Genomic DNA, 20,232 nt, shown 5'->3' on the forward strand with positions numbered 1-20,232 from the left:
ACCCCGCCCCGCCCCCCCCCGCGCCCCACCCCCCCCCCCCCCCCCCCCCCCACCCCCCCGCCCCCCCCCCCCCCCCCCGCGCCCCCGCCCCCCCCCCCCCCCCCCCCCGCCCGCCCCCCCCCCCCGCCCCCCCCCCCCCCCCCCGCCCCCGCCCCCCCCCCCCCCGCTTCCGGTTGTTCGCGAGCAGGTCGCGCCGCGGGACGACCGAGGCGGCACGGCGGCCTCGCCCACCGCCCCGCGTCAGATCTTGCGGAGCAGCACCGAGTTGACCTTGTGGTTCGCGCCCTTCTTGAGCACGAGCGTCGCCCGGGAGCGCGTGGGCAGCACGTTCTCGAGCAGGTTCGGCTCGTTGATCGCCCGCCAGACCTCGGTCGCGGTCCGGACCGCGTCCTCGCGCGACAGCGAGGCGAAGCGGTGGAAGAACGAGTCCGGGCTCGAGAACGCCTCCTCCTGCAGGGCGAGGAACCGGTCGACGTACCAGGACTCGATGTCCTTCGTCTTCGCGTCGACGTAGATCGTGAAGTCGAACAGGTCGGACAGCGCGAGCCGCCCGTGCACCGGCGGCGCGAGCACGTTGAGGCCCTCGACGATGAGGACGTCCGGCTGCCGCACGACGATCTCGGCGTCGGGGACGATGTCGTAGACGAGGTGCGAGTAGAACGGCGCACGCACCTCGGCCGCCCCGCTCTTCACCTGGCTGACGAACCGCAGCAGCGCACGACGGTCGTACGACTCCGGGAAGCCCTTGCGGTCCATGATCCCGCGGCGCTCGAGCTCGGCGTTCGGGTACAGGAAGCCGTCGGTGGTCACGAGTTCGACCCGCGGGGTGTCCGGCCAGCGCTTCGTCAGCTCGCGGAGCAGGCGCGCGACGGTCGACTTGCCGACCGCCACCGACCCGGCGACACCGATCACGAAGGGCGTCCGGCCGGCCCGCTCACCGAGGAAGCGGCTCGTCTCGGCGTGCAGGTCCCTGGCGCCGGCCGCGTACAGCGTCAGCAGGCGGGAGAGCGGCAGGTAGACCTCCTGGACCTCCTGCATGTCGAGCCGGTCGCCGAGGCCGCGCAGCTGCACGATCTCGGTCTCGGTGAGCGACAGGTGCTCCTTCGGTGCGAGCTGGGACCACTCGTCGCGCGGGATCTCCACGAACGGGGTCGGGTGCGCGACGGTGGCTTCCGTGATCGGCATGGGCACGAGCGTACAGACGGGAGGCGCGGCGGACGTGCGTGGACCGGCTGCGGTGATCCGCGCCTCCCGTCCGGTGCCCGGTGCGTGTCCGCAGGACGCGACCCGTCGTGCGGACGGTGACCGTCAGGCCGGCAGGGCCGCCTCGATGGCGGCGACGACCTCGGGGGCGTCCGGCTTCGTGGTCGGACGGAAGCGCGTGACGGAGCCGTCGGGGGCGACGAGGAACTTCTCGAAGTTCCAGCTCACCCGGCCGGCCTTGCCAGAGGCGTCGGGCGTCTCCTTGAGCGCCTGGTAGAGCGGGTGGGCGCCCCTGCCGTTCACCTTCACCTTCTCGGACATCGGGAAGGTCACACCCCAGGTGGTGGAGCAGTACTCGTCGATCGCCTCCGACGAGCCGAGTTCCTGCAGGAACTGGTTGCTCGGGAAACCGAGGACCGTGAAGCCGCGGTCGCCGTACGTCTTCTGCAGGGCCTCGAGCTGCTCGTACTGCGGCGCGAGTCCGCAGCGCGAGGCGACGTTCACGACGAGGACGGCCCGGTCCGAGAACTGCGCGAAGGTGGTGTGCTCCCCGTGCAGCGTGGTGATCTCGATGTCGTCGAAGCGTCCCATGTCCCGAACGGTATCCCCACTCCTGCGGACTTGCAGGGTTGATCTCCAGCCAGACCGTAGGATCGTGCGCATGTGTGGAATCGTGGGCTACGTCGGCAGCAAGAGCAGCCAGGAGGTCCTCCTCGGTGGTCTCCGTCGTCTCGAGTACCGCGGCTACGACTCGGCGGGCATCGCCGTCGTCGACCGGCCGGGTGACCTCGTCTCGGCGAAGAAGGCCGGCAAGCTGCAGGCCCTGGTCGAGGAGCTCGAGTCGCACCCGATCGCCGACGGCGCCACCGGCATCGGGCACACCCGCTGGGCGACCCACGGCGGCCCGACCGACGGCAACGCCCACCCGCACCTGGCGGACGGCGGCAAGCTCGCGCTCATCCACAACGGCATCATCGAGAACTTCTCCGAGCTGAAGCAGGAGCTCGTCGCCGAGGGCGTCGAGTTCACCAGCGAGACCGACTCCGAGGTCGCCGCGCACCTCGTCGGTCGTGCGTTCCGCGAGACCGGGGACCTGACCGCCGCCATGCAGCAGGTCGTGCAGCGGCTCGAGGGTGCCTTCACGCTCCTCGTCGTGCACGCCGACCAGCCGGGCGTCGTCGTCGGTGCGCGCCGCAACTCGCCGCTCGTCGTGGGCCTCGGTGACGGCGAGAACTTCATGGGCTCCGACGTCGCGGCCTTCGTCGCCTACACGCAGCGTGCCCTCGCGATCGGCCAGGACGAGATCGCGACGATCCGTCCCGACGGCGTCGAGGTCGTGCACTTCGACGGCTCGCCGGCGACGCCCGAGGAGTTCGAGGTCAGCTGGGACGCCTCCGCCGCGGACAAGGGCGGCTGGAGCTCCTTCATGGCCAAGGAGATCAGCGAGGAGCCCGAGGCCGTCGCCAAGACGATCCTCGGTCGCGTGCACGACGGTGCCGTGACGCTGACCGACCTCGACCCGATCGCCGATCGGCTGCAGCAGGTCGACCGTGTCATCGTGATCGCGTGCGGCACGGCGGCGTACGCCGGCATCCTCGGCAAGTACGCCATCGAGCAGTGGGCACGCGTCCCCGTCGAGGTCGAGCTCGCCCACGAGTTCCGCTACCGCGACCCGGTGCTGAGCGACCGCACGCTCGTCGTCTCGATCAGCCAGTCGGGCGAGACCATGGACACGCTCATGGCCGTCAAGTACGCCCGCGAGCAGGGTGCGCAGGTGCTCTCGATCTGCAACACGCAGGGCGCCACCATCCCGCGCGAGTCCGACGCGGTGATCTACACGCACGCCGGCCCCGAGGTCGCCGTCGCGTCGACCAAGGCCTTCATCGCCCAGGGCGTCGCGCTGTACCTGCTCGGGCTGCACCTCGCCACGCTCAAGGGCACGCTCACGGCCGAGCAGATCGCCGAGCAGGTCAGCGAGCTCGAGGGCCTCGCACCGAAGCTCCAGCAGACCATCGACGACGCGTCCGGCGTCGCCGAGCTGGCGAAGTGGATGGCGGACACCCGGAGCGTGCTGTTCCTCGGCCGCCACGTCGGGTACCCGATCGCGCTCGAGGGCGCCCTCAAGCTCAAGGAGCTCGCGTACATCCACGCCGAGGGCTTCGCCGCCGGCGAGCTCAAGCACGGCCCGATCGCGCTCATCGAGCCGGGGCAGATCGTCTTCGTGATCGTGCCGTCGCCGCGCGACCCGCGCTCGCTGCACCCGAAGGTGGTCTCGAACATCCAGGAGATCCGCGCCCGCGGTGCCCGGGTGATCGCCATCGCCGAAGAAGGAGACGCCGCCGTGCTGCCCTTCGCGGACGAGGTCCTGCGGATCCCGCTCGCCACGCCGCTGTTCGAGCCGCTGCTGGCCGTCGCGCCGCTGCACATGTTCGGCATGGAGCTCGCCGCCGCCAAGGGGCTCGACGTCGACCAGCCGCGCAACCTGGCGAAGTCGGTCACCGTCGAGTAGGCCCGCGTCGTGATCATCGGCATCGGGGTCGACGTCGTCGACACAGAGCGGTTCCGGGGTGTGCTCGAACGCACCCCGGCGCTCCGGACGCGGCTGTTCACCCCGGCCGAGCAGCTGCGCGACGGGGAGCCCCGACCGGTGTCGTCGCTCGCGGCCCGGTTCGCGGCGAAGGAAGCCCTCATCAAGGCGTTCGGGTCCAGTGCCGGGCTCAGCTGGCAGGACCTCGAGGTCGTGTCGGACGACCAGCGGAACCCGTCGCTCACGCTGCACGAGGGCGCTCGTCGGGTGGCGGCGGACCGGGGTGTGACGGACGTCCACCTGTCGCTGTCGCACGACGGCGGGATCGCGACGGCGTTCGTCGTCATCGAAGGAGGGGGCGCATGAGCGCGTTCACGGGGATCACGGTCGACCGCGAGGCCCTCATCGCGAACTACGCCACGGTGTCCGAGCAGGTGGCGCCGGCGGGTGTCATCGCGGTCGTCAAGGCGAACGCGTACGGGCACGGTGCGGTCGACGCCGCACGGGCGTTCGTCGACGCCGGTGCCGAGTGGCTCGGGGTCGCCGACGTCGAGGAGGGCATCGCGCTCCGCCGCGCCGGCATCGACGAGGGCGTCCGGATCCTGGCGTGGCTGCACGCCCCGGACGAGGACTTCCGCCGCGCCGCGCAGTACGACGTCACCCCGGCGGTGTCGAGCGTGTCCCAGCTCGCGGCCGCGGCCGACTCCGAGGTGCCCGCGGTGCACGTCTGCGTCGACACCGGGCTGAGCCGGAACGGCGCGGTCGAGTCCGAGTGGGCCGAGCTCTTCGACACCGCCGGGCGGATCGCCCGGGCCGGCGGGCGCACCCGCGTCGAGGGGCTCATGTCGCACCTGTCGAACGCGTCGCGTGCCGACGACCTCGACCAGGACGCCGCACTCCAGCGGGCGCTCGACGGCCTGGCGGCGAACGGCATCGTGCCGGAGATCGTGCACCTCGCCGCGAGCGCCGCGGGCATCGCGGTGCCGGAGACGCGCCACGACGCCGCACGGGTCGGGCTCGCGCTCTACGGGCTCAGCCCCTTCGCCGACCGCACCTCGGCCGACCTCGGGCTCCGGCCGGCGATGCGCGTGACCGCCGCGGTGCTGCGGACCGTCCCGGTGGCCGCGGGCGACGGCGTCAGCTACGGCTACACCTGGCGTGCAGCGACGGACACCCGGCTCGCGGTGATCGGCCTCGGGTACGCCGACGGCTTCGACCGCGACCTCGGCAACCGGGTGTCGGTGCGCATCGGCGACCGGGAGTTCCCCGTCGTCGGCCGCGTCGCGATGAACGCCATGCACATCGACATCGGCGACGCCGACGTCCGGGTGGGCGACGAGGTCGTGCTCTGGGGCGACCCGGCGGACGGCGACCCCGCGGTCGAGGACTGGGCGGCGGCGATCGACACCATCAACTACGAGGTGGTCGCCAGGGTCGGCCGCAGCGTGGAACGGAGGACGACGTGAACGCCCCCCTTCGTCGGGCCCGGATCGACCTCGACGCCTACCGGTCGAACCTCGACCTCGTGCGCGAGTGGATGCACCCGGTCGAGGTCATGGCGATCATGAAGGCCGACGCCTACGGGCACGGTCTCGAGCCGATCGCGCTCGCGGCCGTCGACGCCGGCATCCACTGGATCGGCGTGCTGACCGTGCCGGCCGCGCTGCGCCTCCGGGCGATCGGCGTCGGCGAGGACGTGCACCTGTTCACCTGGCAGCACGACCCGGCGCTCGACTTCCGCGACGCCGTCGACTCGGCGATCGACCTCGGCGTCTCGAACGTCGCCGAGCTGCAGCGCGTCGTCGACGCCGTCGACCAGCGCCCGGCACGGGTCCACCTCGGCGTCGACTCCGGCCTGCACCGCGACGGCGCGACCGCGGACGCCTGGCCGGAGCTGGTGGCACTCGCGGTCGACGCGCAGCGCGCCGGCCGGATCGAGGTCGTCGCGGCGTACACGCACCTCGCGGAGTCGTCGGACGAGGACGACAGCGCCGCGGTCGCCGTGTTCGACCGGGCCGTCGAGACCGCGGAGGACCTCGGGCTCGACCTGCCGATGGAGCACGTCGCGGCCTCGCTCGCCGGGCTCGAGCGGAAGGAGTTCCGCAAGGACATGGTGCGGATGGGCGCGAACCTCCTCGGCATCCCGGGTGCCGAGGGCGTGTCCGCCGCCGACCTCGGGCTCGAGCCGGTGATGACGCTCACGGCCTCGGTCGCGAAGACGAAACGTGTCCCGGTCGACACCGGCGTCTCCTACGACTACACGTACCGCACCACGTCGGAGACCACCCTGGCGCTCGTGCCCGTGGGCTACGCGGACGGGGTGCCGCGTCGCGCGCAGGGCCGCGTCGAGGTGACGATCGGCGGGAAGCGGTACCCGGTCGCCGGTCGCGTCGCGATGGACCAGTTCCTGGTCGACGTCGGCGACGACGAGGTCCGCGTCGGCGACGAGGTCGTGCTGTTCGGCACGGGGGAGCACGGCGAGATGACCGTCCTCGAGTGGGGCGAGGCGCTCGGCACCATCGGGGAAGAGGTGACCTGCCGGATCGGGGCCCGTGTCCCGCGCGAGGTCGCCGGGCACCAGGTCGAGGGCCGGGTCGGCGACTACCTCCGGGAGCAGCCGTGACGGACGCCCGGGTGCTGCTCGACACGACGGTGTCGACGACCGACGAGATGGGTGTGCTCGGTGCGCGGCTCGCACGTGTCCTGCGTGCCGGCGACCTCGTCGTGCTGACCGGGCCGCTCGGTGCGGGCAAGACGACGCTCACGCGTGGCCTCGGGGCCGCGCTCGGCGCGCGGGGGCAGGTGTCGAGCCCCACCTTCGTCCTCGCCCGGACCCACCCGACGACGACCGGCCCGGACCTGGTCCACGTCGACGCCTACCGGTTGAGCGACCCCGTGGAGCTCGACGACCTCGACCTCGACTGGGACGCCTCGATCGTGGTGGTCGAGTGGGGCCGGGGCTTCGTCGACGGCATCGCGGACAGCATCCTCGACGTGGAGATCGTCCGAGCGACGGGAGCGGACGCGCCCGACGGCGACGCCGACGACCTCGACCCCGACGACGTTCCCGACGAGCCCCGACGGGTGATCGTCACCGCGACCGGGCCGCGCTGGGCGGACGTCACGCTCTGACGGATCGCCGGTTCAGCCCGACCGCACCGAGGTGGTCGGGTCGATGAAGAAGTCGGCGTAGGCCGGGTCGTCGACCGGCAACCACCCGAGTCGGGCGTGCACGAGCGCGTCGACGTCCGCGGGCGGCAGCAGGCCCCGACGGCGCCACTGCTCGGGATCGCGGTGCGCTGCCGTGCGCGGTGTCCAGGGCATCGGTGACCTCCCTCGTGCTGGTGGAACATCACCGGACACTACGCCACCGTCCGCCGTCCCGATCGCGCCTACGATGGACGCGTGCTCCTCGCCATCGACACGTCCGCCGGCACCTCGGTCGCCGTCGTCGACCCGGCCAGCGGTCGTGTGCTCGCCGAGCGCAGCACCGACGACTCCCGCCGGCACGCCGAGGTGATCGGCCCGTTCCTCGCCGAGGTGCTCGCCGAGACCGGCGTCACCGGTGCCGACGTCACCGGGGTGGTCGCCGGCACGGGCCCCGGCCCCTTCACCGGCCTGCGCGTCGGGATCGCCGCCGCGCGCACCTTCGCCGCCGCCCGCGGCGTCCCCCTCCTCCCGCTCGTCAGCCACGACGCGATCGCGGCCGACCGGCAGCGGCACCCCGTCGTCGTCCTGACGGACGCGCGCCGCCGCGAGGTCTACTGGAGCGCCCACGACGAGACCGGCACGCGGGTCGCCGGTCCCGGACTCGCGAAGCCGGCGGACCTGGACGAGGCGATCCGCGCCTCCCGTCCGGAGGCCGTCGACTGGCCCCGCGAGACCGTCACGACCGTCCCGGCCGGGAGGCTCGGGTCGCTGGCAGCAGACCGGCTCGCCTCCGGCGCGCCCTTCGCCGACGACACCCCCCTCTACCTGCGTGACCCCGACGTCACCGTGCCGGGGGCCCCGAAGCGGGTCGTCCGGTGACCGGACTGCCCGCCGGCCTGCGGCTGCGCCGTGCGGTCCCGCAGGACCTCGACGACGTCATGTTCCTCGAGCACACGTCGTTCCCGACGGACGCCTGGACCTCGTCGCAGATGGCGGGGGAGCTGTGGTCCCCGCACGGGTACTACGTCGTGGTCGAGACGACCGAGGACGGCGCCCCGACGGTCGTCGGCTACGCCGGGCTGTCCTCGCTCGCGGGCAACCCCGTCGCTGACGTGCAGACCATCGCGGTCGCTGCCGAGCAGCGGGGCCGGGGCATCGGGAAGGTGCTCTTCACGGAGCTCCTCGACGAGGCCCGACGGCGTGAGGTGCACGAGGTGTTCCTCGAGGTGCGCGCCGACAACCCCGTGGCGCAGGCGATGTACACCGCTGCCGGGTTCGAGCGCATCGCCGTGCGGCCCCGCTACTACCAGCCCGACGGTGTCGACGCGTGGGTGATGCGGGCGGAGCTCCCCGTCACCCCCGGTGCGTCCACCGGTGTCGGACCGATCGGACAGGAGACCCTCGGTGAGCGCGACTGAACCCCTGGTGCTCGGCATCGAGACGAGCTGTGACGAGACCGGCGTGGGCATCGTCCGCGGGACCACCCTGCTCGCCAACGTCATCGCGTCGAGCATGGACGAGCACGCCCGCTACGGCGGCGTCGTGCCCGAGGTGGCCGCACGGGCGCACCTCGAGGCCATGACCCCGACCCTGCACGAGGCCCTCGACCGCGCGGGTGTCACGCTCGACGAGCTCGACGCCGTCGCCGTGACCGCCGGCCCGGGGCTCGCCGGTGCCCTGATGGTCGGGGTGGGCGCAGCCAAGGCACTGGCGGTCGCGACGGGCAAGCCGCTGTACGGCGTGAACCACCTGGTCGGGCACGTCGGTGCGGACGTCCTGCGTGCGGACGGCAGCGCGATCGAGCTGCCGACCGTGGCGCTGCTCGTGTCCGGCGGCCACACGTCGCTGCTGCTCGTGCGGGACCTGGTCGGCGACGTCGAACTGCTCGGCGAGACGATCGACGACGCGGCCGGCGAGGCGTTCGACAAGGTCGCACGCCTGCTCGGACTGCCCTACCCGGGCGGGCCGCAGATCGACCGGGCGGCAGCGGAGGGTGACCCGACCGCGATCCGGTTCCCGCGCGGCCTGACGCTGCCGAAGGACATGGCGCAGCACCGGTACGACTTCTCGTTCTCCGGGCTGAAGACCGCCGTCGCGCGGTGGGTCGAGAAGTGCCGGGACGAGGGCCGCGAGGTCCCCGTCGCCGACGTCGCGGCGTCGTTCCGCGAGGCCGTCGTCGACGTGCTCCTCACGAAGGCGCTCGCCGCGTGCCGGGACACCGGTGTCGACCGCCTGCTGCTCGGGGGTGGGGTCGTCGCGAACGCACGGTTGCGCGCCGTCGCCGAGGAACGCTGCGCCGCCGCCGGGGTCGCGCTGCGGATCCCACCGTTCGACCTCTGCACCGACAACGGGGCCATGATCGCCGCGGTCGGTGCGCGCCTGGTGGCAGAGGGGCACGCGCCGAGCGACCTCGGCATCGCGGCGGACTCCACGCTGCCGGTGACGACCGTCCAGGTCTGAGTCGCGCGGCCGGGTGGCGCACGCCGACGCCTGAACCGGCTCCCGGCCCGTGTGGGAGGATGCTCAGCAGGCACCGACCGACCGGGTGCCGGGAGGGGTGGACGGTGTCCGATCAGAACCAGTGGCCGAAGCCGGGCGAGTCGAGCGGGGGAGACGACGGCCGGCAGCAGCAGGACGGGCAGTCGGGCAGCCAGCAGCCCGCGAACCCCTCCGCGCAGCCGTCGCAGGGCACCCCGTACGGTCAGGGCCAGCAGGCGTCGGGCGCCCCGTACGGTCAGGGCCAGCAGCCGTCGGGCAACCCGTACGCGCAGCAGTCCCAGCAGGGCAACCCGCACGCGGCCTCGGGGCCCCAGCACAACCCGTACGCACCGCAGTCGCAGCAGGGCAACCCCTACGCGCAGCAGTCGCACCAGGGCAACCCGTACGCGCAGCAGTCGCAGCAGGGCAACCCGTACGCGCAGCAGTCGCACCAGGGCAACCCGTACGCGGCCTCGAGCCCCCAGCAGAACCCCTACGCGCCGCAGCAGGGCGGGAACCCCTACGCGTCGCCGTACGCCACGAGCGGGTACCAGCCGTACGCCCAGCGCCCGAAGACGAACACCCTGGCGATCCTGTCGATCGTGTTCGCGTTCGCCGGGGTCGTCATCTGGCCGATCGTGATCCTCACGAGCCCCGCCGGCGCGATCATGGGGCACATCGCCCTCGGGAAGATCAAGCAGACGGGTGAGGGTGGCCGTGGACTGGCCCTCGCCGGGGTCATCGGCGGGTGGGCGCTGACCGGGCTCTACGTGCTCTTCGCGGTGATCTTCATCATCGCGATCGCGTCGAGCCACTCGTCCTCCGACCCGTACGGCTACGACTCGGGCGCCTTCATCCGCTGACCCGCGCCGGGCTGCACGGCTCCGTTCCGCGAGATCGACAGACCCCCGCCGATGTTCGGCGGGGGTCTGTCGCTGTCGCGGACGTGAACACGACAGCGACAGCGACAGCGACAGCGAGAGCGCCTCTCGCCGACCGCCCGCGCAGCCTCGTGCCCCGCTACCGCCCCGCTACCGCCCCGCGGCCGAGCCGGCCACGTCGGTGAGGCGCTCGCACAGGAGCGCGGTGTGCCGTCCCTCCAGACGGGTGAGCACGAGCGTCACCGACCGCCGCCCCCGCAGCCGCAACCGCTTCCGGAACTGCGCCGGGTCGACGTCGACGCCGCGCTTCTTGATCTCGACGGTGCCGACGTCCTCCGCCGCCAGGCGTGCCGACAGCTGCTTCACGTCGAGGGGCATCGTGTCGAGCACCCGGAACCCCTGCGCGAACGGCGTCGTCACGGCACGGTCCGACGTGACGTACGCGATGCCCTCGGAGAGCATCCGCCCGTCGATCGACCGCGCCAGGTCACCGATCAACCGCGCACGGATGACGGCGCCGTCCGGCTCGTACAGGTAGGCGCCGGCGGGACCGACCTCGACGTCCTCGGCGTCCGCCGGGCCGGTGAGCTCGGCGATGCCGTGACCGCCGATGACGGTGGCCGCGCGCCGGACGCCGTCACGGGCGAGGGGCCCGGACCACAGGACGAGCTCGACGACCTCGCGGTCGACGGACACCCACTGCGCCTCGAGCGTGTCCGGGATCAGGTCGCGGTCGATGCCCGGGCCGAGCTTCACGCCCGTCGGGGTCGTCGTCGCGGCGGCGAACACGGTGTCGAGCGACGGCGACCAGTCGTCCGGGTCGGCCAGGCGCCTCGTGTTCGCGTGCCCGGCCGTGCGTCGCGCGGGGTCCATCCAGACGCCGTCGACCCGGGACAGGTCGAAGGCGGCCGCGTCGCCGAGCTCGACCCGGGCGTTCGGCCAGAGCGCGAGGTTGTGCGTCGCGACCGCCGCGGTCACCTCGTCGCGGTCGACGGCGGTGACGTCGAGGTCGAGCGCGGCCATCGCCATGGCGTCGCCACCGATCCCGCAGCCGAGGTCCGCGACCCGGGTCAGTCCGGCGGCGGCGAAGCGACCGGCGTGCTGCGCGGCGACCTGCAGCCGGGTGGCCTGTTCGAGGCCGGCCTCGGTGAAGAGCATCCGCGCGGCGAAGTCCCCGAACTTCGCGCGGGCCTTCTGGCGGAGCTTCGCCTGGGTCAGCACGGCTGCCACGAGCCCCGGGTCGTGTCCCTCGCCACGGAGCCGGGAGACCACCCGGACGATCTCGCCCCCGTCCGAGACGCCGGGGGTACGGTCGAGCAGGGCCATCCCCTCGGGGGTCAGCAGCTGGGCGAGGTCGGCGGCTTCCACCCGTCGATCCTCCCAGGTCGCCGGGGAGGCCCGACACGTGCTGGCACTCGGATTGACCGAGTGCCAGACTGTCCCTAGAGTTGTGGTTGGCACTCTCCTGTGCGTAGTGCCAACCGGTTCCCATCTGTACCGAGTCAGTACCGAGAAAGAAGAGGTCACCGTGGCCGTCACCATCAAGCCGCTCGAGGATCGCATCGTCATCCGCCAGGTCGAGGCGGAGCAGACCACCGCTTCCGGTCTCGTCATCCCGGACACCGCGAAGGAGAAGCCCCAGGAGGGCGAGGTCGTCGCCGTGGGTCCGGGTCGCATCGACGACAACGGCAACCGCGTGCCGCTCGACGTCGCCGTCGGCGACAAGGTCATCTACTCGAAGTACGGCGGCACCGAGGTCAAGTACTCCGGCGAGGACCTGCTCGTCCTCTCGGCGCGCGACGTCCTCGCGGTCATCGAGCACTGAGACCAGCAGCTCTCGTCACGAACGCCCCGTCCGGCTCGCAGCCGGCGGGGCGTTCGTGCGTCCGGGCGCGTGTCGCTGCGGCGCTCCCGGCCCGTCCCGGTGGTCGGCCTGGAGGCGCGCTGTCCGCCCGCAGCGTCCGCGCCCCTTCCTAGGATGGTTCCGTGAGTGAAGCGACCCCGGCGCGTCCGGCACGCAGCGAGGCATCCGTCGGCGTCGTGCAGGCGATCGTCGCGTACGGACTCTGGGGCCTGATGCCCCTGCTCTTCGCCGCGATGGCCCCCGCCGGCGCGTTCGAGATCGTCGCCTGGCGGATCGTCTTCGGCCTGGTCTTCTGCGCGGTGGCGATCGCCGTCACCCGGTCGTGGCTGCGCACCCGCTCCCTGCTCGCCCAGCGCCGGGTGATGCTCGTGATGGGACTCGCGGCCGTGCTCATCCTGGTGAACTGGACCGTGTACGTCGCCGCGACGACGACGGGCCACACGGTCGAGGCGGCGCTCGGGTACTTCATCAACCCGCTCGTCACGATCGCCCTCGGCGTGGTCGTCCTCCGCGAGCGCCTGCGTGCGGCGCAGTGGGCGGCCGTCGGCATCAGCGTCGTCGCGGTCGTCGTCATCGCGGTCGGCTACGGGCAGGTGCCGTGGATCTCGCTCGCGCTGGCGTTCTCGTTCGGGTGCTACGGCCTGGTGAAGAAGCGGGTCGGGGGCACCGTCGACGCGCTGAGCGGCCTGACGATCGAGACCGTCTGGCTGGTCCCGATCGCCGTGGGGGCGCTCGTCGTGCTCGGCGTCACGGGTCTCGGCGGCGGGGTGACGTTCACGAGCGAGGGGTGGCCGCACGTCCTCGTCACGGTGCTCACCGGGCCCGCGACCGCGGTGCCGCTGCTGCTCTTCGCGTCGTCCGCCCGGCGGGTGTCCCTGTCGACGCTCGGCCTGACGCAGTACCTCGCGCCGGTGATGCAGCTCCTGGTCGGGGTGGTCGTGCAGCACGAGGCGATGCCGCCCGCGCGGTGGATCGGCTTCGGGATCGTCTGGGTCGCGCTCGTGGTCCTGACGGTCGACAGCTTCGTGGCGGCCCGGGCCGCGCGGCGGCGGACGCTCGCCCCTGCGGCGGCCGAGCCGGCCTGACGGGCGCGAGCCGCGCCTCCCGTCCGGGTCGCATCATCTGCGGACCGGTGCGCTGACACGAGACTCGGCCATCCGGACAGTTCCGCAGCCCCGCGCCCGCGGAACTGTCCGCGGACGCGAGTCTCGCGGGGACGACGTCGGCCCCGGACCTGCATGAGGTCCGGGGCCGACGTCGCGTGCTGCGTGTTACTTCGAGACCGAGCCCTGGATGGCGGTCTGGTACACGGGCTTGTTGTCGCCGTCGAACTTGTAGATGCCGATGTAGGCGCTCGACGGGTCGTTCTTGCTGTCGAACGGACCGATGCCGGACGGGCCGGTGTACTGGATGTCCTCACCCTTGTCGAGCAGGTCCTTGCACGCCTTGAACGTCTCGCACTTCGTGCCGCCGTCCGCACCGGACACCGCGGCCATGTTGGCCTGGATGGTGCCCGAGTCGGTGCCCTTGCCCTTCACCGCGGCCAGCGCAGCGAGGGTCGTGGCGTCGTAGGACTCGGCAGCGTACGAGTAGTCAGCCAGCTCCTTGCCCGAGGACTGCTTGTAGAAGTCCGACAGGCGCTGCTTCAGCTCGTCCTTCGGGCTGGCGCCGGGGATGGTGCCCTGCGCGCCCTCGAGGGTGCCCGGGTCGAAGTCCTTCGAGTAGTCCGCGGTGTTGCCGTCGGACATGTAGATCTTCGACATGTCGGCGTTCTGCGACTTGAGCTCCGGGATGATCGACTTCGTCTCGTCGAAGGCGAGCACCACGATGGCGTCCGGCTTCGCGGCGAGCGCAGCGGTGACCTCGGACGAGAACGTCGTCTGTCCGGGCGGGAACTCCTGACCCTTGCCCTTGCCGCCGTAGACGACCTGGCCGCCCGAGTCCTCGATCGCCTGCTGCACGGTGTCGCGGAGACCCGTGCCGTAGGTGTCGTTGAAGACCAGGAACGCGACCTTGGCGTTGCCGTCACCCGTGACGAGCTGGCCGAGGGCCGAGCCCTGCACCGAGTCCGGCGGCGCGGTCCGGTAGTAGTGCGACGAGTACCCGGACAGGTCGGTCGCGGTGTTCGCCGGCGAGATCTGCACGATGCAGTTGCTCGTCAGCTGGTCGATGACGTTGAGCGTGACGCTCGACGACTCGGCGCCGATGACGACCGGCACCTTGGCGTTGACGAGCTTCGTCGCGGCCGAGCTCGACACGGTCATGTCGTTGCTGTCGCCCGAATCGGTCGCGGGGTCGATGCTGACGTCCTTGTCGAGCACGCCACCGGCCGAGTTGATGTCCTCGACCGCGAGGCCGACGCCGGACTCGGCGGGCGGGTTGAGGTACGACAGGGTGCCCGTCAGCGGGAGGATCGTGCCGATCTTCAGCGCGTCGGTACCGGGGGTGTCGGGGGCCTTGCAGCTCGCCGCCGGGTCCTTCTTCGCACCGCCGGCGGAGGCGGAGGAAGTGGTCTCGGCGCTGCCGCTGGTGGAACACGCGGCGAGGAGGAGCGCTGCCGCTCCCGCCACTGCCAGTGCCGTGGTGGCACGGGTGGTTCTGGTCATCCGTGGAGCCCTTTCTCTGCGCGGAGGCCCAACCGCATCGGGTCGAGCGCGGTCTCCTCCACGTGGGTTGCCGAGAAAACTAGGGCCGAAGTGTTTCGCGTGTGTGTCCGAGATCATCACCTGGACGTTTCGTTACACACCCGTGACGAAACTGAGGAGGTGCACGGGAATCCCTGATGAGGAGTCCGTCCGGACGGTCCTCGCGCTCGCCGAGGCCCGTGCGGGCCGTTCGGGATCGGCTGGAGCGCTCCCGCGCGGGGCTCGTCCGCGTCGTTCTGTGCAGGGGGCGCGGACCCGGGGGAGCACTGCGGCGGTCGCGCGTACGGTCCGGCCCATGAGCGACGCAGCTTCCACCACCACCTTCCGTCCCACGCGCGCGATCGTCACCGGCGCCGAGTCCGGCATCGGCAAGGCCACCGCGGTGGCGCTCGCGGCCGCCGGCATGGACGTCGGCATCACCTACCTGTCCGAGCCCGAGCGCGCCGAGGAGACCGCCGCCGAGGTCCGACAGGCCGGACGGCAGGGCTTCGTCGAACAGATCGACGTGACGCAGCTCGACCAGGCGGGCGCCGTGATCGACCGCCTCGTGGCGCAGCTCGGCGGCGTGGACGTGATCGTCGCCGATGCGGGCACGGGCGACAACGCGCCGTTCCTGGACATCACGCTCGAGCAGTGGCGGCACACCGTCGCCACCGACCTCGACGGGGCGTTCGTCACGATCCAGGCAGCAGCGCGGCACATGGTCCGACAGGGCACCGGCGGGCGGATCATCGGCATCACGAGCGTCCACGAGCACCAGCCCCGGTACGGGTCGAGCGCGTACGACGCAGCGAAGCACGGGCTCGGTGGGCTCCTGAAGACGATCGCGATCGAGCTCGCTCCGTCCGGGATCACGGCCAACGCCGTCGCGCCGGGCGAGATCGCGACCCGGATGACCGGTGCCGAGGACGAGGACCCGCACACGATCTCCCGGCCGGGGGTCCCGCTCGGCCGGCCGGGCAACGCGTGGGAGATCGCAGCCGCGGTGGCGTTCCTGGCGTCGCCGGCATCGTCGTACATCACGGGGGTGTCCCTGCCCGTCGACGGCGGCATGCTCCAGATGGGCCCCCACGGCGGCAGCCACATCACCTCCGACGACTGGCGGAGCGCGTAGGGCGGCGGGGGCGGCGGCTCTCCGCGAAACGCAACCTCGGCGTCTGCTCGCAGCGCTGTGCCGCTGCGAGCAGCCGTCGAGGTTGCGTCTTGCGGGGACTGCCGTCATGCGCCGGTCGGGAGGCCCGCGGTGCGCAAGACGGTCTGCAAGCGTCCCGGGGTGCGCACCTCCGACCACCCCCACCGCACGACGCGACGGACCTCCGGTCGGAGCAGGAGTACCTGCTCGCGGGCCTTCTCACGGCGGACGGCGTCCTGGCCGTCGTACTTCTCGAGTCCGTCGAACTCGCCGACGATCCCGGCGCGCGGCCACCAGAAGTCGACCCGGAACCGGCCGAACGCCTGCTGCAGGACGGGCGGTGGGAAGCCGTCCTCGTCCAGCCGGACCCGGCTGACCGATTCGCCCGGCGACTCGGCACGGGGATCGGCGAACCGCAGCGCTCGCCGCGCCCTGGTCATGCCCCGCGGCGTCGGCCACGCGGCGAACGCCCGGCGGATCTCGTCGGCGTCGAGCAGGTGTTCACGCAGCACGTGGTCGAGCACCGCGACCCCGTTCTCGTAGGAGGTGCTCCGCAGGACGTCGACGACCGTCCGCAGCGGAGTGGTCACGCGGCGCCCGTCAACGTCCGTCACCTCGTCGTCCTCGAGCGCGGCTGCGTGCCGGACGACCCGACGCCCCGAGTGCGTCGTCCCGAGCAGGGGATCGGTGACGTGGACCCGCCGGTCCGGACGGTCGACGTCGGGGAGCCCCCAGAGCAGCGCTGCCGAGCGGTGCGAGAGCACGCGCCACTCGCCCACCGTCGTGATGACGGCCTCGAGTTCGACCTGCTGCCGTTCGGGCACGGTGGCCGCTCGCCAGCCCCGGGCGTCGACCGCGACGCCGTGGGTGACCCGGACGAGTTCACCGTGCCGGACGGCCTGCTGTGCGGCACGGTCGTCGGACGTCAGGAGGACGAGGGGCAGTGGCTCGTGCATGCGCCCGAGCCTCGACGATCACAGGGGGGATCGAGCGCCGTCGTCCGGATCTGTGGACAACCCCTCTGCGAAACGCAACGTCGGCGGTTCCTCGCAGCGGTGTAGCGCTGCGAGGAACCGCCGACGTTGCGTCTTGCGGAAGGGTCAGCCGCGGTAGTTCGGGGCCTCGACGACCATTTTGATGTCGTGCGGGTGGGACTCCTTGAGCCCGGCCGCGGTGATGCGGATGAACTTGCCGCGGGCCTTGAGCTCCGGCACCGTGCGGCCACCGACGTAGAACATCGACTGCCGCAGTCCGCCGACGAGCTGGTAGACGGCGTTCGCCACCGAGCCGCGGTAGGGGACCTGGCCCTCGATGCCCTCGGGGATGAGCTTCTCGTCCGAGGGGACGTCGGCCTGGAAGTAGCGGTCCTTCGAGTACGAGGTCTTCTCGCCGCGGGTCTGCAGTGCGCCGAGGGAGCCCATCCCGCGGTACGCCTTGTACTGCTTGCCGCCGACGAAGACGAGCTCGCCCGGGCTCTCGTCGGTGCCCGCGAGGAGCGACCCGAGCATGACGGTGTCAGCACCGGCGACCAGGGCCTTCGCGATGTCGCCCGAGTACTGCAGACCGCCGTCGGCGATGACCGGCACGCCGGCCTCACGCGCGGCGAGCGACGCCTCGTACACGGCGGTGACCTGCGGGACGCCGACGCCGGCGACCACGCGGGTGGTGCAGATCGAGCCCGGCCCGACGCCGACCTTGACGGCGTCCACGCCGGCGTCGATGAGCGCCTGCGCGCCCTGTCGGGTCGCCACGTTGCCACCGATGACGTCGATGCCGGCGAACGACGGGTCGGCCTTCAGGCGGCGGACCATGTCGAGCACGCCCTCGCTCTCGCCGTTGGCGGTGTCGACGACGAGCACGTCCACGCCCGCGTCGCGCAGGGCCTCGGCGCGCTGCCAGGCGTCGCCGAAGAAGCCGATCGCGGCGCCGACGCGCAGGCGGCCCTCGTCGTCCTTCGTGGCGTCCGGGTACTTCTCGCTCTTGTCGAAGTCCTTGACGGTGATGAGGCCGCGGAGCTTGCCGTCGGCGTCGACGAGCGGGAGCTTCTCGATCTTGTGCTGCGCGAAGATCGCGACCGCGTCCTCGGGGTCGATGCCCTCGGGCGCGGTGATGAGGGGCGCCTTGGTCATGACGTCGCGGACGAGGGTGGTCGCCGTCTCGAACGGTGCGACGAAGCGCATGTCACGGTTCGTGATGATGCCGACGAGGGTGCCGTCCGACTCGACGACCGGCAGCCCGGAGACGCGGAACTGCCCGCAGACGGCGTCGACCTCGGCCACGGTCGCGTCCGGGGTCGTCGTCACGGGGTTGGTGATCATGCCGGACTCGGACCGCTTGACCTTGTCGACGTACGCGGCCTGGTCCGCGATGGACATGTTGCGGTGGAGGATGCCGATGCCGCCCTGACGGGCCATCGCGATCGCCATGCGCGCCTCGGTCACGGTGTCCATCGCAGCCGACAGCAGCGGGACGTGCACGTCGATGCGCTTCGTGAGCCGGGACGTCGTGGACGCCTCGCTCGGGATGACGTCGGTGTGCCCGGGCAGGAGCATGACGTCGTCGTACGTGAGTCCGATGAATCCGAACGGATCCGGCTGGTCCATGGTTCCCCTTCGTGGGCGAGGTGAAGTGGTGGCACCGGGGCGCGTCGTCGGGTTCCCGATGGGCCATGGTAACGCGCGGGACACTCCCGCCATTCCGTCGTCCCCCGACCGTCCGGGCACGGCGGGCGCCGCGCGCGGGCCGACAGCGGTCCGACGACCCGTTCCTGAGAGTCCTGTACCGGCTGGACGGGCGGATTTCCGCGGATCGACGGGGTCTCGGTCACGAATGCAGCACGATTTGTGCAGGAGACGTGCTGGAAACACGGGGGACACAAAAAATCCCTATGGTCCTCGACTATCCGAACGAGAGGCTCATCCGTGGGTTCCATCACTCCGCCGGGGTCAGCGCTCATGCGCCGATTCCGCCGTGGGGCACCAGGTCGCAACCGCCTGGTCCTCGCCGCAGTACTCTTCCTCGCTTTCCTCGCCACCTTCGCGGTCGACTGGGCAGTGTCGCCCGCAGCCGACGCGGCGACGAGCAGTCCCTCCGCCAGCAGCAGCCCGAGCACCGGCGCACCGGCGAGCTCCGGCCCCTGCACGGTCAGCCCCACGAACGGCTGCATCCGGGGCACCATCCTCGACTCCGAGCGGAAGCCCGCGACCGGGGTCGACGTCGACGTCGCCGGGGCCGGCGGGTTCGCGCAGACCGCGACCACCGACGACGCCGGGCGCTGGTCGGTGTCCGTGACCACGGCGGGGCAGTACACCGTCAGCGTCGACCAGGACTCGCTGCCGAAGGGGCAGTACCTGACGAACGCCGCCGACGCCGAGCGCAAGGTGAACGCCACGCTCAACGCCAACGTCGGCCAGATCTTCCAGCTGTCCGACCAGCAGGGCGCCACCACCAGCGACGACACGAGCAGCGTCAGCGCCGCACGCGCCTGGCAGCAGCTCGCGTCGGGCATCCGGCTCGGGCTCCTCATCGCCCTCGCGTCGGTCGGCCTGTCGCTCATCTACGGCACCACCGGCCTGTCGAGCTTCTCGCACGGTGAGCAGGTGACCCTCGGCGGTCTCCTCGCCTACGTCTTCGCGAACCAGCTCGGCTGGAACATCTGGGTGACCGGCATCGTCGTCACGCTGCTCTGTGCGGCGACCGGGTACCTGCAGGACGCCGCGATCTGGAGGCCACTGCGCCGCCGTCGGATCAGCCTCACCCAGCTCATGATCGTCACGATCGGTCTGTCGATCGCCGCGCAGTACGCCTTCCAGTACTTCTTCGGCGCCTCGACCGTCCGCATCCAGCAGGGCAACCCCGAGACGGTGACCTTCGCCGGTCTCACGCTGACCGTGCAGTCCTACGTCGCGATGGGCATCGCGCTCGTCGTCCTCGTCGGCACCGGCCTGTTCCTGGCCAAGACCCGCTTCGGCCGTGCCACCCGCGCCGTGTCGGACAACCCGGCGCTCGCCGCGGCGTCCGGCATCGACGTCGACCGCGTCATCCGCTTCGTGTGGACGCTCGCCGCCGGCCTCGCGGGCCTGTCCGGCGTGATGCTCGGCCTGGTGCTCAACGGCGTGAACTGGCAGACCGGCCTCCAGCTGCTGCTGCTCATGTTCGCGTCCGTCACGCTCGGCGGTCTCGGCACCGCGTACGGCGCCCTCGTCGGCTCGATGATCATCGGCATCGTCGTCGAGCTCACGAACCTCGTGCTGCCGGGTGACTTCAAGTACGCCACGGCCCTCGTGATCCTCATCCTCATCCTGCTGTTCCGGCCGCAGGGCATCTTCGGTCGCGCCGAGCGCATCGGCTAA

The 20,232-nt window shown here is 71.9% G+C and carries 20 protein-coding genes; 13 read left to right on the forward strand and 7 right to left on the reverse strand.

The features are described 5' to 3' along the window. Positions 1-240 precede the first annotated feature (240 nt). Both coaA and JOD95_RS12690 read right to left on the reverse strand, forming a co-directional pair. Entirely contained in the window at positions 241-1,185 is a 945-nt protein-coding gene (coaA, locus tag JOD95_RS12685) for a type I pantothenate kinase (protein ID WP_066656980.1), read from the reverse strand. Between the two features lie 123 nt (positions 1,186-1,308). Further along, the gene (locus tag JOD95_RS12690) at positions 1,309-1,794 is read right to left on the reverse strand and encodes a glutathione peroxidase (protein ID WP_209685286.1); all 486 of its coding nucleotides are present in this window, start codon (positions 1,792-1,794) and stop codon (positions 1,309-1,311) included. Between the two features lie 70 nt (positions 1,795-1,864). On the opposite strand from JOD95_RS12690, the gene glmS reads away from it, so the two are divergent. The 5 genes from glmS to tsaE are packed head-to-tail and all read left to right on the forward strand — an operon-like array spanning position 1,865 to position 6,862. Then, complete coding sequence (gene glmS / locus JOD95_RS12695) at positions 1,865-3,712, forward strand: glutamine--fructose-6-phosphate transaminase (isomerizing) (RefSeq protein WP_209685288.1); 1,848 nt, start codon at positions 1,865-1,867, stop codon at positions 3,710-3,712. A gap of 9 nt (positions 3,713-3,721) precedes the next feature. Continuing rightward, entirely contained in the window at positions 3,722-4,096 is a 375-nt protein-coding gene (locus JOD95_RS12700) for a holo-ACP synthase (protein WP_209685290.1), read from the forward strand. Next, positions 4,093-5,196, forward strand: coding sequence for an alanine racemase (gene alr / locus JOD95_RS12705; RefSeq protein WP_209685292.1), 1,104 nt, complete (start codon positions 4,093-4,095; stop codon positions 5,194-5,196). The genes JOD95_RS12700 and alr (JOD95_RS12705) overlap by 4 nt, the downstream gene beginning before the upstream one ends. Beyond that, positions 5,193-6,353: an alanine racemase gene (gene alr / locus JOD95_RS12710; protein WP_209685294.1), complete on the forward strand. Its 1,161-nt coding sequence runs from the start codon at positions 5,193-5,195 to the stop codon at positions 6,351-6,353. Before alr (JOD95_RS12705) ends, alr (JOD95_RS12710) begins: the two co-directional genes overlap by 4 nt. After that, on the forward strand, positions 6,350-6,862 hold the full coding sequence (tsaE, locus tag JOD95_RS12715) for a tRNA (adenosine(37)-N6)-threonylcarbamoyltransferase complex ATPase subunit type 1 TsaE (RefSeq protein ID WP_251160912.1): 513 nt from the start codon (positions 6,350-6,352) through the stop codon (positions 6,860-6,862). Before alr (JOD95_RS12710) ends, tsaE begins: the two co-directional genes overlap by 4 nt. Positions 6,863-6,874: 12 nt before the next feature. Here tsaE and JOD95_RS12720 read toward each other — a convergent pair whose 3' ends face one another. Then, positions 6,875-7,054 carry a hypothetical protein gene (locus tag JOD95_RS12720; RefSeq protein ID WP_066656960.1) on the reverse strand — a complete coding sequence of 60 codons (180 nt, stop codon included), beginning with the start codon at positions 7,052-7,054 and terminating at the stop codon, positions 6,875-6,877. 81 nt (positions 7,055-7,135) lie between these two features. On the opposite strand from JOD95_RS12720, the gene tsaB reads away from it, so the two are divergent. From tsaB to JOD95_RS12740, 4 genes are all read left to right on the forward strand, one after another. Then, entirely contained in the window at positions 7,136-7,759 is a 624-nt protein-coding gene (gene tsaB, locus JOD95_RS12725; protein ID WP_209685296.1) for a tRNA (adenosine(37)-N6)-threonylcarbamoyltransferase complex dimerization subunit type 1 TsaB, read from the forward strand. Further along, positions 7,756-8,298 (forward strand): ribosomal protein S18-alanine N-acetyltransferase, encoded by a 543-nt coding sequence (gene rimI, locus JOD95_RS12730; protein ID WP_235426394.1) that lies wholly within the window; start codon positions 7,756-7,758, stop codon positions 8,296-8,298. The genes tsaB and rimI overlap by 4 nt, the downstream gene beginning before the upstream one ends. Then, positions 8,285-9,340, forward strand: coding sequence for a tRNA (adenosine(37)-N6)-threonylcarbamoyltransferase complex transferase subunit TsaD (tsaD, locus tag JOD95_RS12735; RefSeq protein WP_200884118.1), 1,056 nt, complete (start codon positions 8,285-8,287; stop codon positions 9,338-9,340). The genes rimI and tsaD overlap by 14 nt, the downstream gene beginning before the upstream one ends. Before the next feature lie 104 nt (positions 9,341-9,444). Next, positions 9,445-10,221, forward strand: coding sequence for a DUF4190 domain-containing protein (locus JOD95_RS12740; protein WP_209685298.1), 777 nt, complete (start codon positions 9,445-9,447; stop codon positions 10,219-10,221). Between the two features lie 168 nt (positions 10,222-10,389). Here JOD95_RS12740 and JOD95_RS12745 read toward each other — a convergent pair whose 3' ends face one another. After that, positions 10,390-11,607 carry an SAM-dependent methyltransferase gene (locus tag JOD95_RS12745; protein WP_209685300.1) on the reverse strand — a complete coding sequence of 406 codons (1,218 nt, stop codon included), beginning with the start codon at positions 11,605-11,607 and terminating at the stop codon, positions 10,390-10,392. 160 nt (positions 11,608-11,767) lie between these two features. Here JOD95_RS12745 and groES point away from each other — a divergent pair, with 160 nt between their 5' ends. Both groES and rarD read left to right on the forward strand, forming a co-directional pair. Next, the gene (gene groES / locus JOD95_RS12750) at positions 11,768-12,064 is read left to right on the forward strand and encodes a co-chaperone GroES (protein WP_056121496.1); all 297 of its coding nucleotides are present in this window, start codon (positions 11,768-11,770) and stop codon (positions 12,062-12,064) included. Positions 12,065-12,225: 161 nt separating this feature from the next. Further along, positions 12,226-13,188 carry an EamA family transporter RarD gene (gene rarD, locus JOD95_RS12755; protein ID WP_066656944.1) on the forward strand — a complete coding sequence of 321 codons (963 nt, stop codon included), beginning with the start codon at positions 12,226-12,228 and terminating at the stop codon, positions 13,186-13,188. A 186-nt stretch (positions 13,189-13,374) separates the two neighbouring features. Here the strand turns inward: rarD and JOD95_RS12760 are convergent, their stop codons facing one another. Beyond that, a complete protein-coding gene (locus tag JOD95_RS12760; RefSeq protein WP_066656937.1) occupies positions 13,375-14,709 on the reverse strand; it encodes an ABC transporter substrate-binding protein in 1,335 nt (444 codons plus the stop codon). A gap of 334 nt (positions 14,710-15,043) precedes the next feature. Here JOD95_RS12760 and JOD95_RS12765 point away from each other — a divergent pair, with 334 nt between their 5' ends. After that, positions 15,044-15,862, forward strand: coding sequence for an SDR family oxidoreductase (locus JOD95_RS12765; protein WP_209685302.1), 819 nt, complete (start codon positions 15,044-15,046; stop codon positions 15,860-15,862). Positions 15,863-15,966: 104 nt separating this feature from the next. On the opposite strand, the gene JOD95_RS12770 is transcribed toward JOD95_RS12765, so the two are convergent. Together JOD95_RS12770 and guaB are read right to left on the reverse strand one after the other, a co-directional pair. After that, positions 15,967-16,836: a hypothetical protein gene (locus tag JOD95_RS12770; protein WP_209685304.1), complete on the reverse strand. Its 870-nt coding sequence runs from the start codon at positions 16,834-16,836 to the stop codon at positions 15,967-15,969. Positions 16,837-16,980: 144 nt separating this feature from the next. Next, on the reverse strand, positions 16,981-18,483 hold the full coding sequence (guaB, locus tag JOD95_RS12775) for an IMP dehydrogenase (RefSeq protein WP_209685306.1): 1,503 nt from the start codon (positions 18,481-18,483) through the stop codon (positions 16,981-16,983). A 318-nt stretch (positions 18,484-18,801) separates the two neighbouring features. On the opposite strand from guaB, the gene JOD95_RS12780 reads away from it, so the two are divergent. Further along, a complete protein-coding gene (locus JOD95_RS12780) occupies positions 18,802-20,232 on the forward strand; it encodes a branched-chain amino acid ABC transporter permease (RefSeq protein WP_251155212.1) in 1,431 nt (476 codons plus the stop codon).

This window comes from Curtobacterium sp. 1310, assembly GCF_017834105.1.
Classification (GTDB): domain Bacteria; phylum Actinomycetota; class Actinomycetes; order Actinomycetales; family Microbacteriaceae; genus Curtobacterium.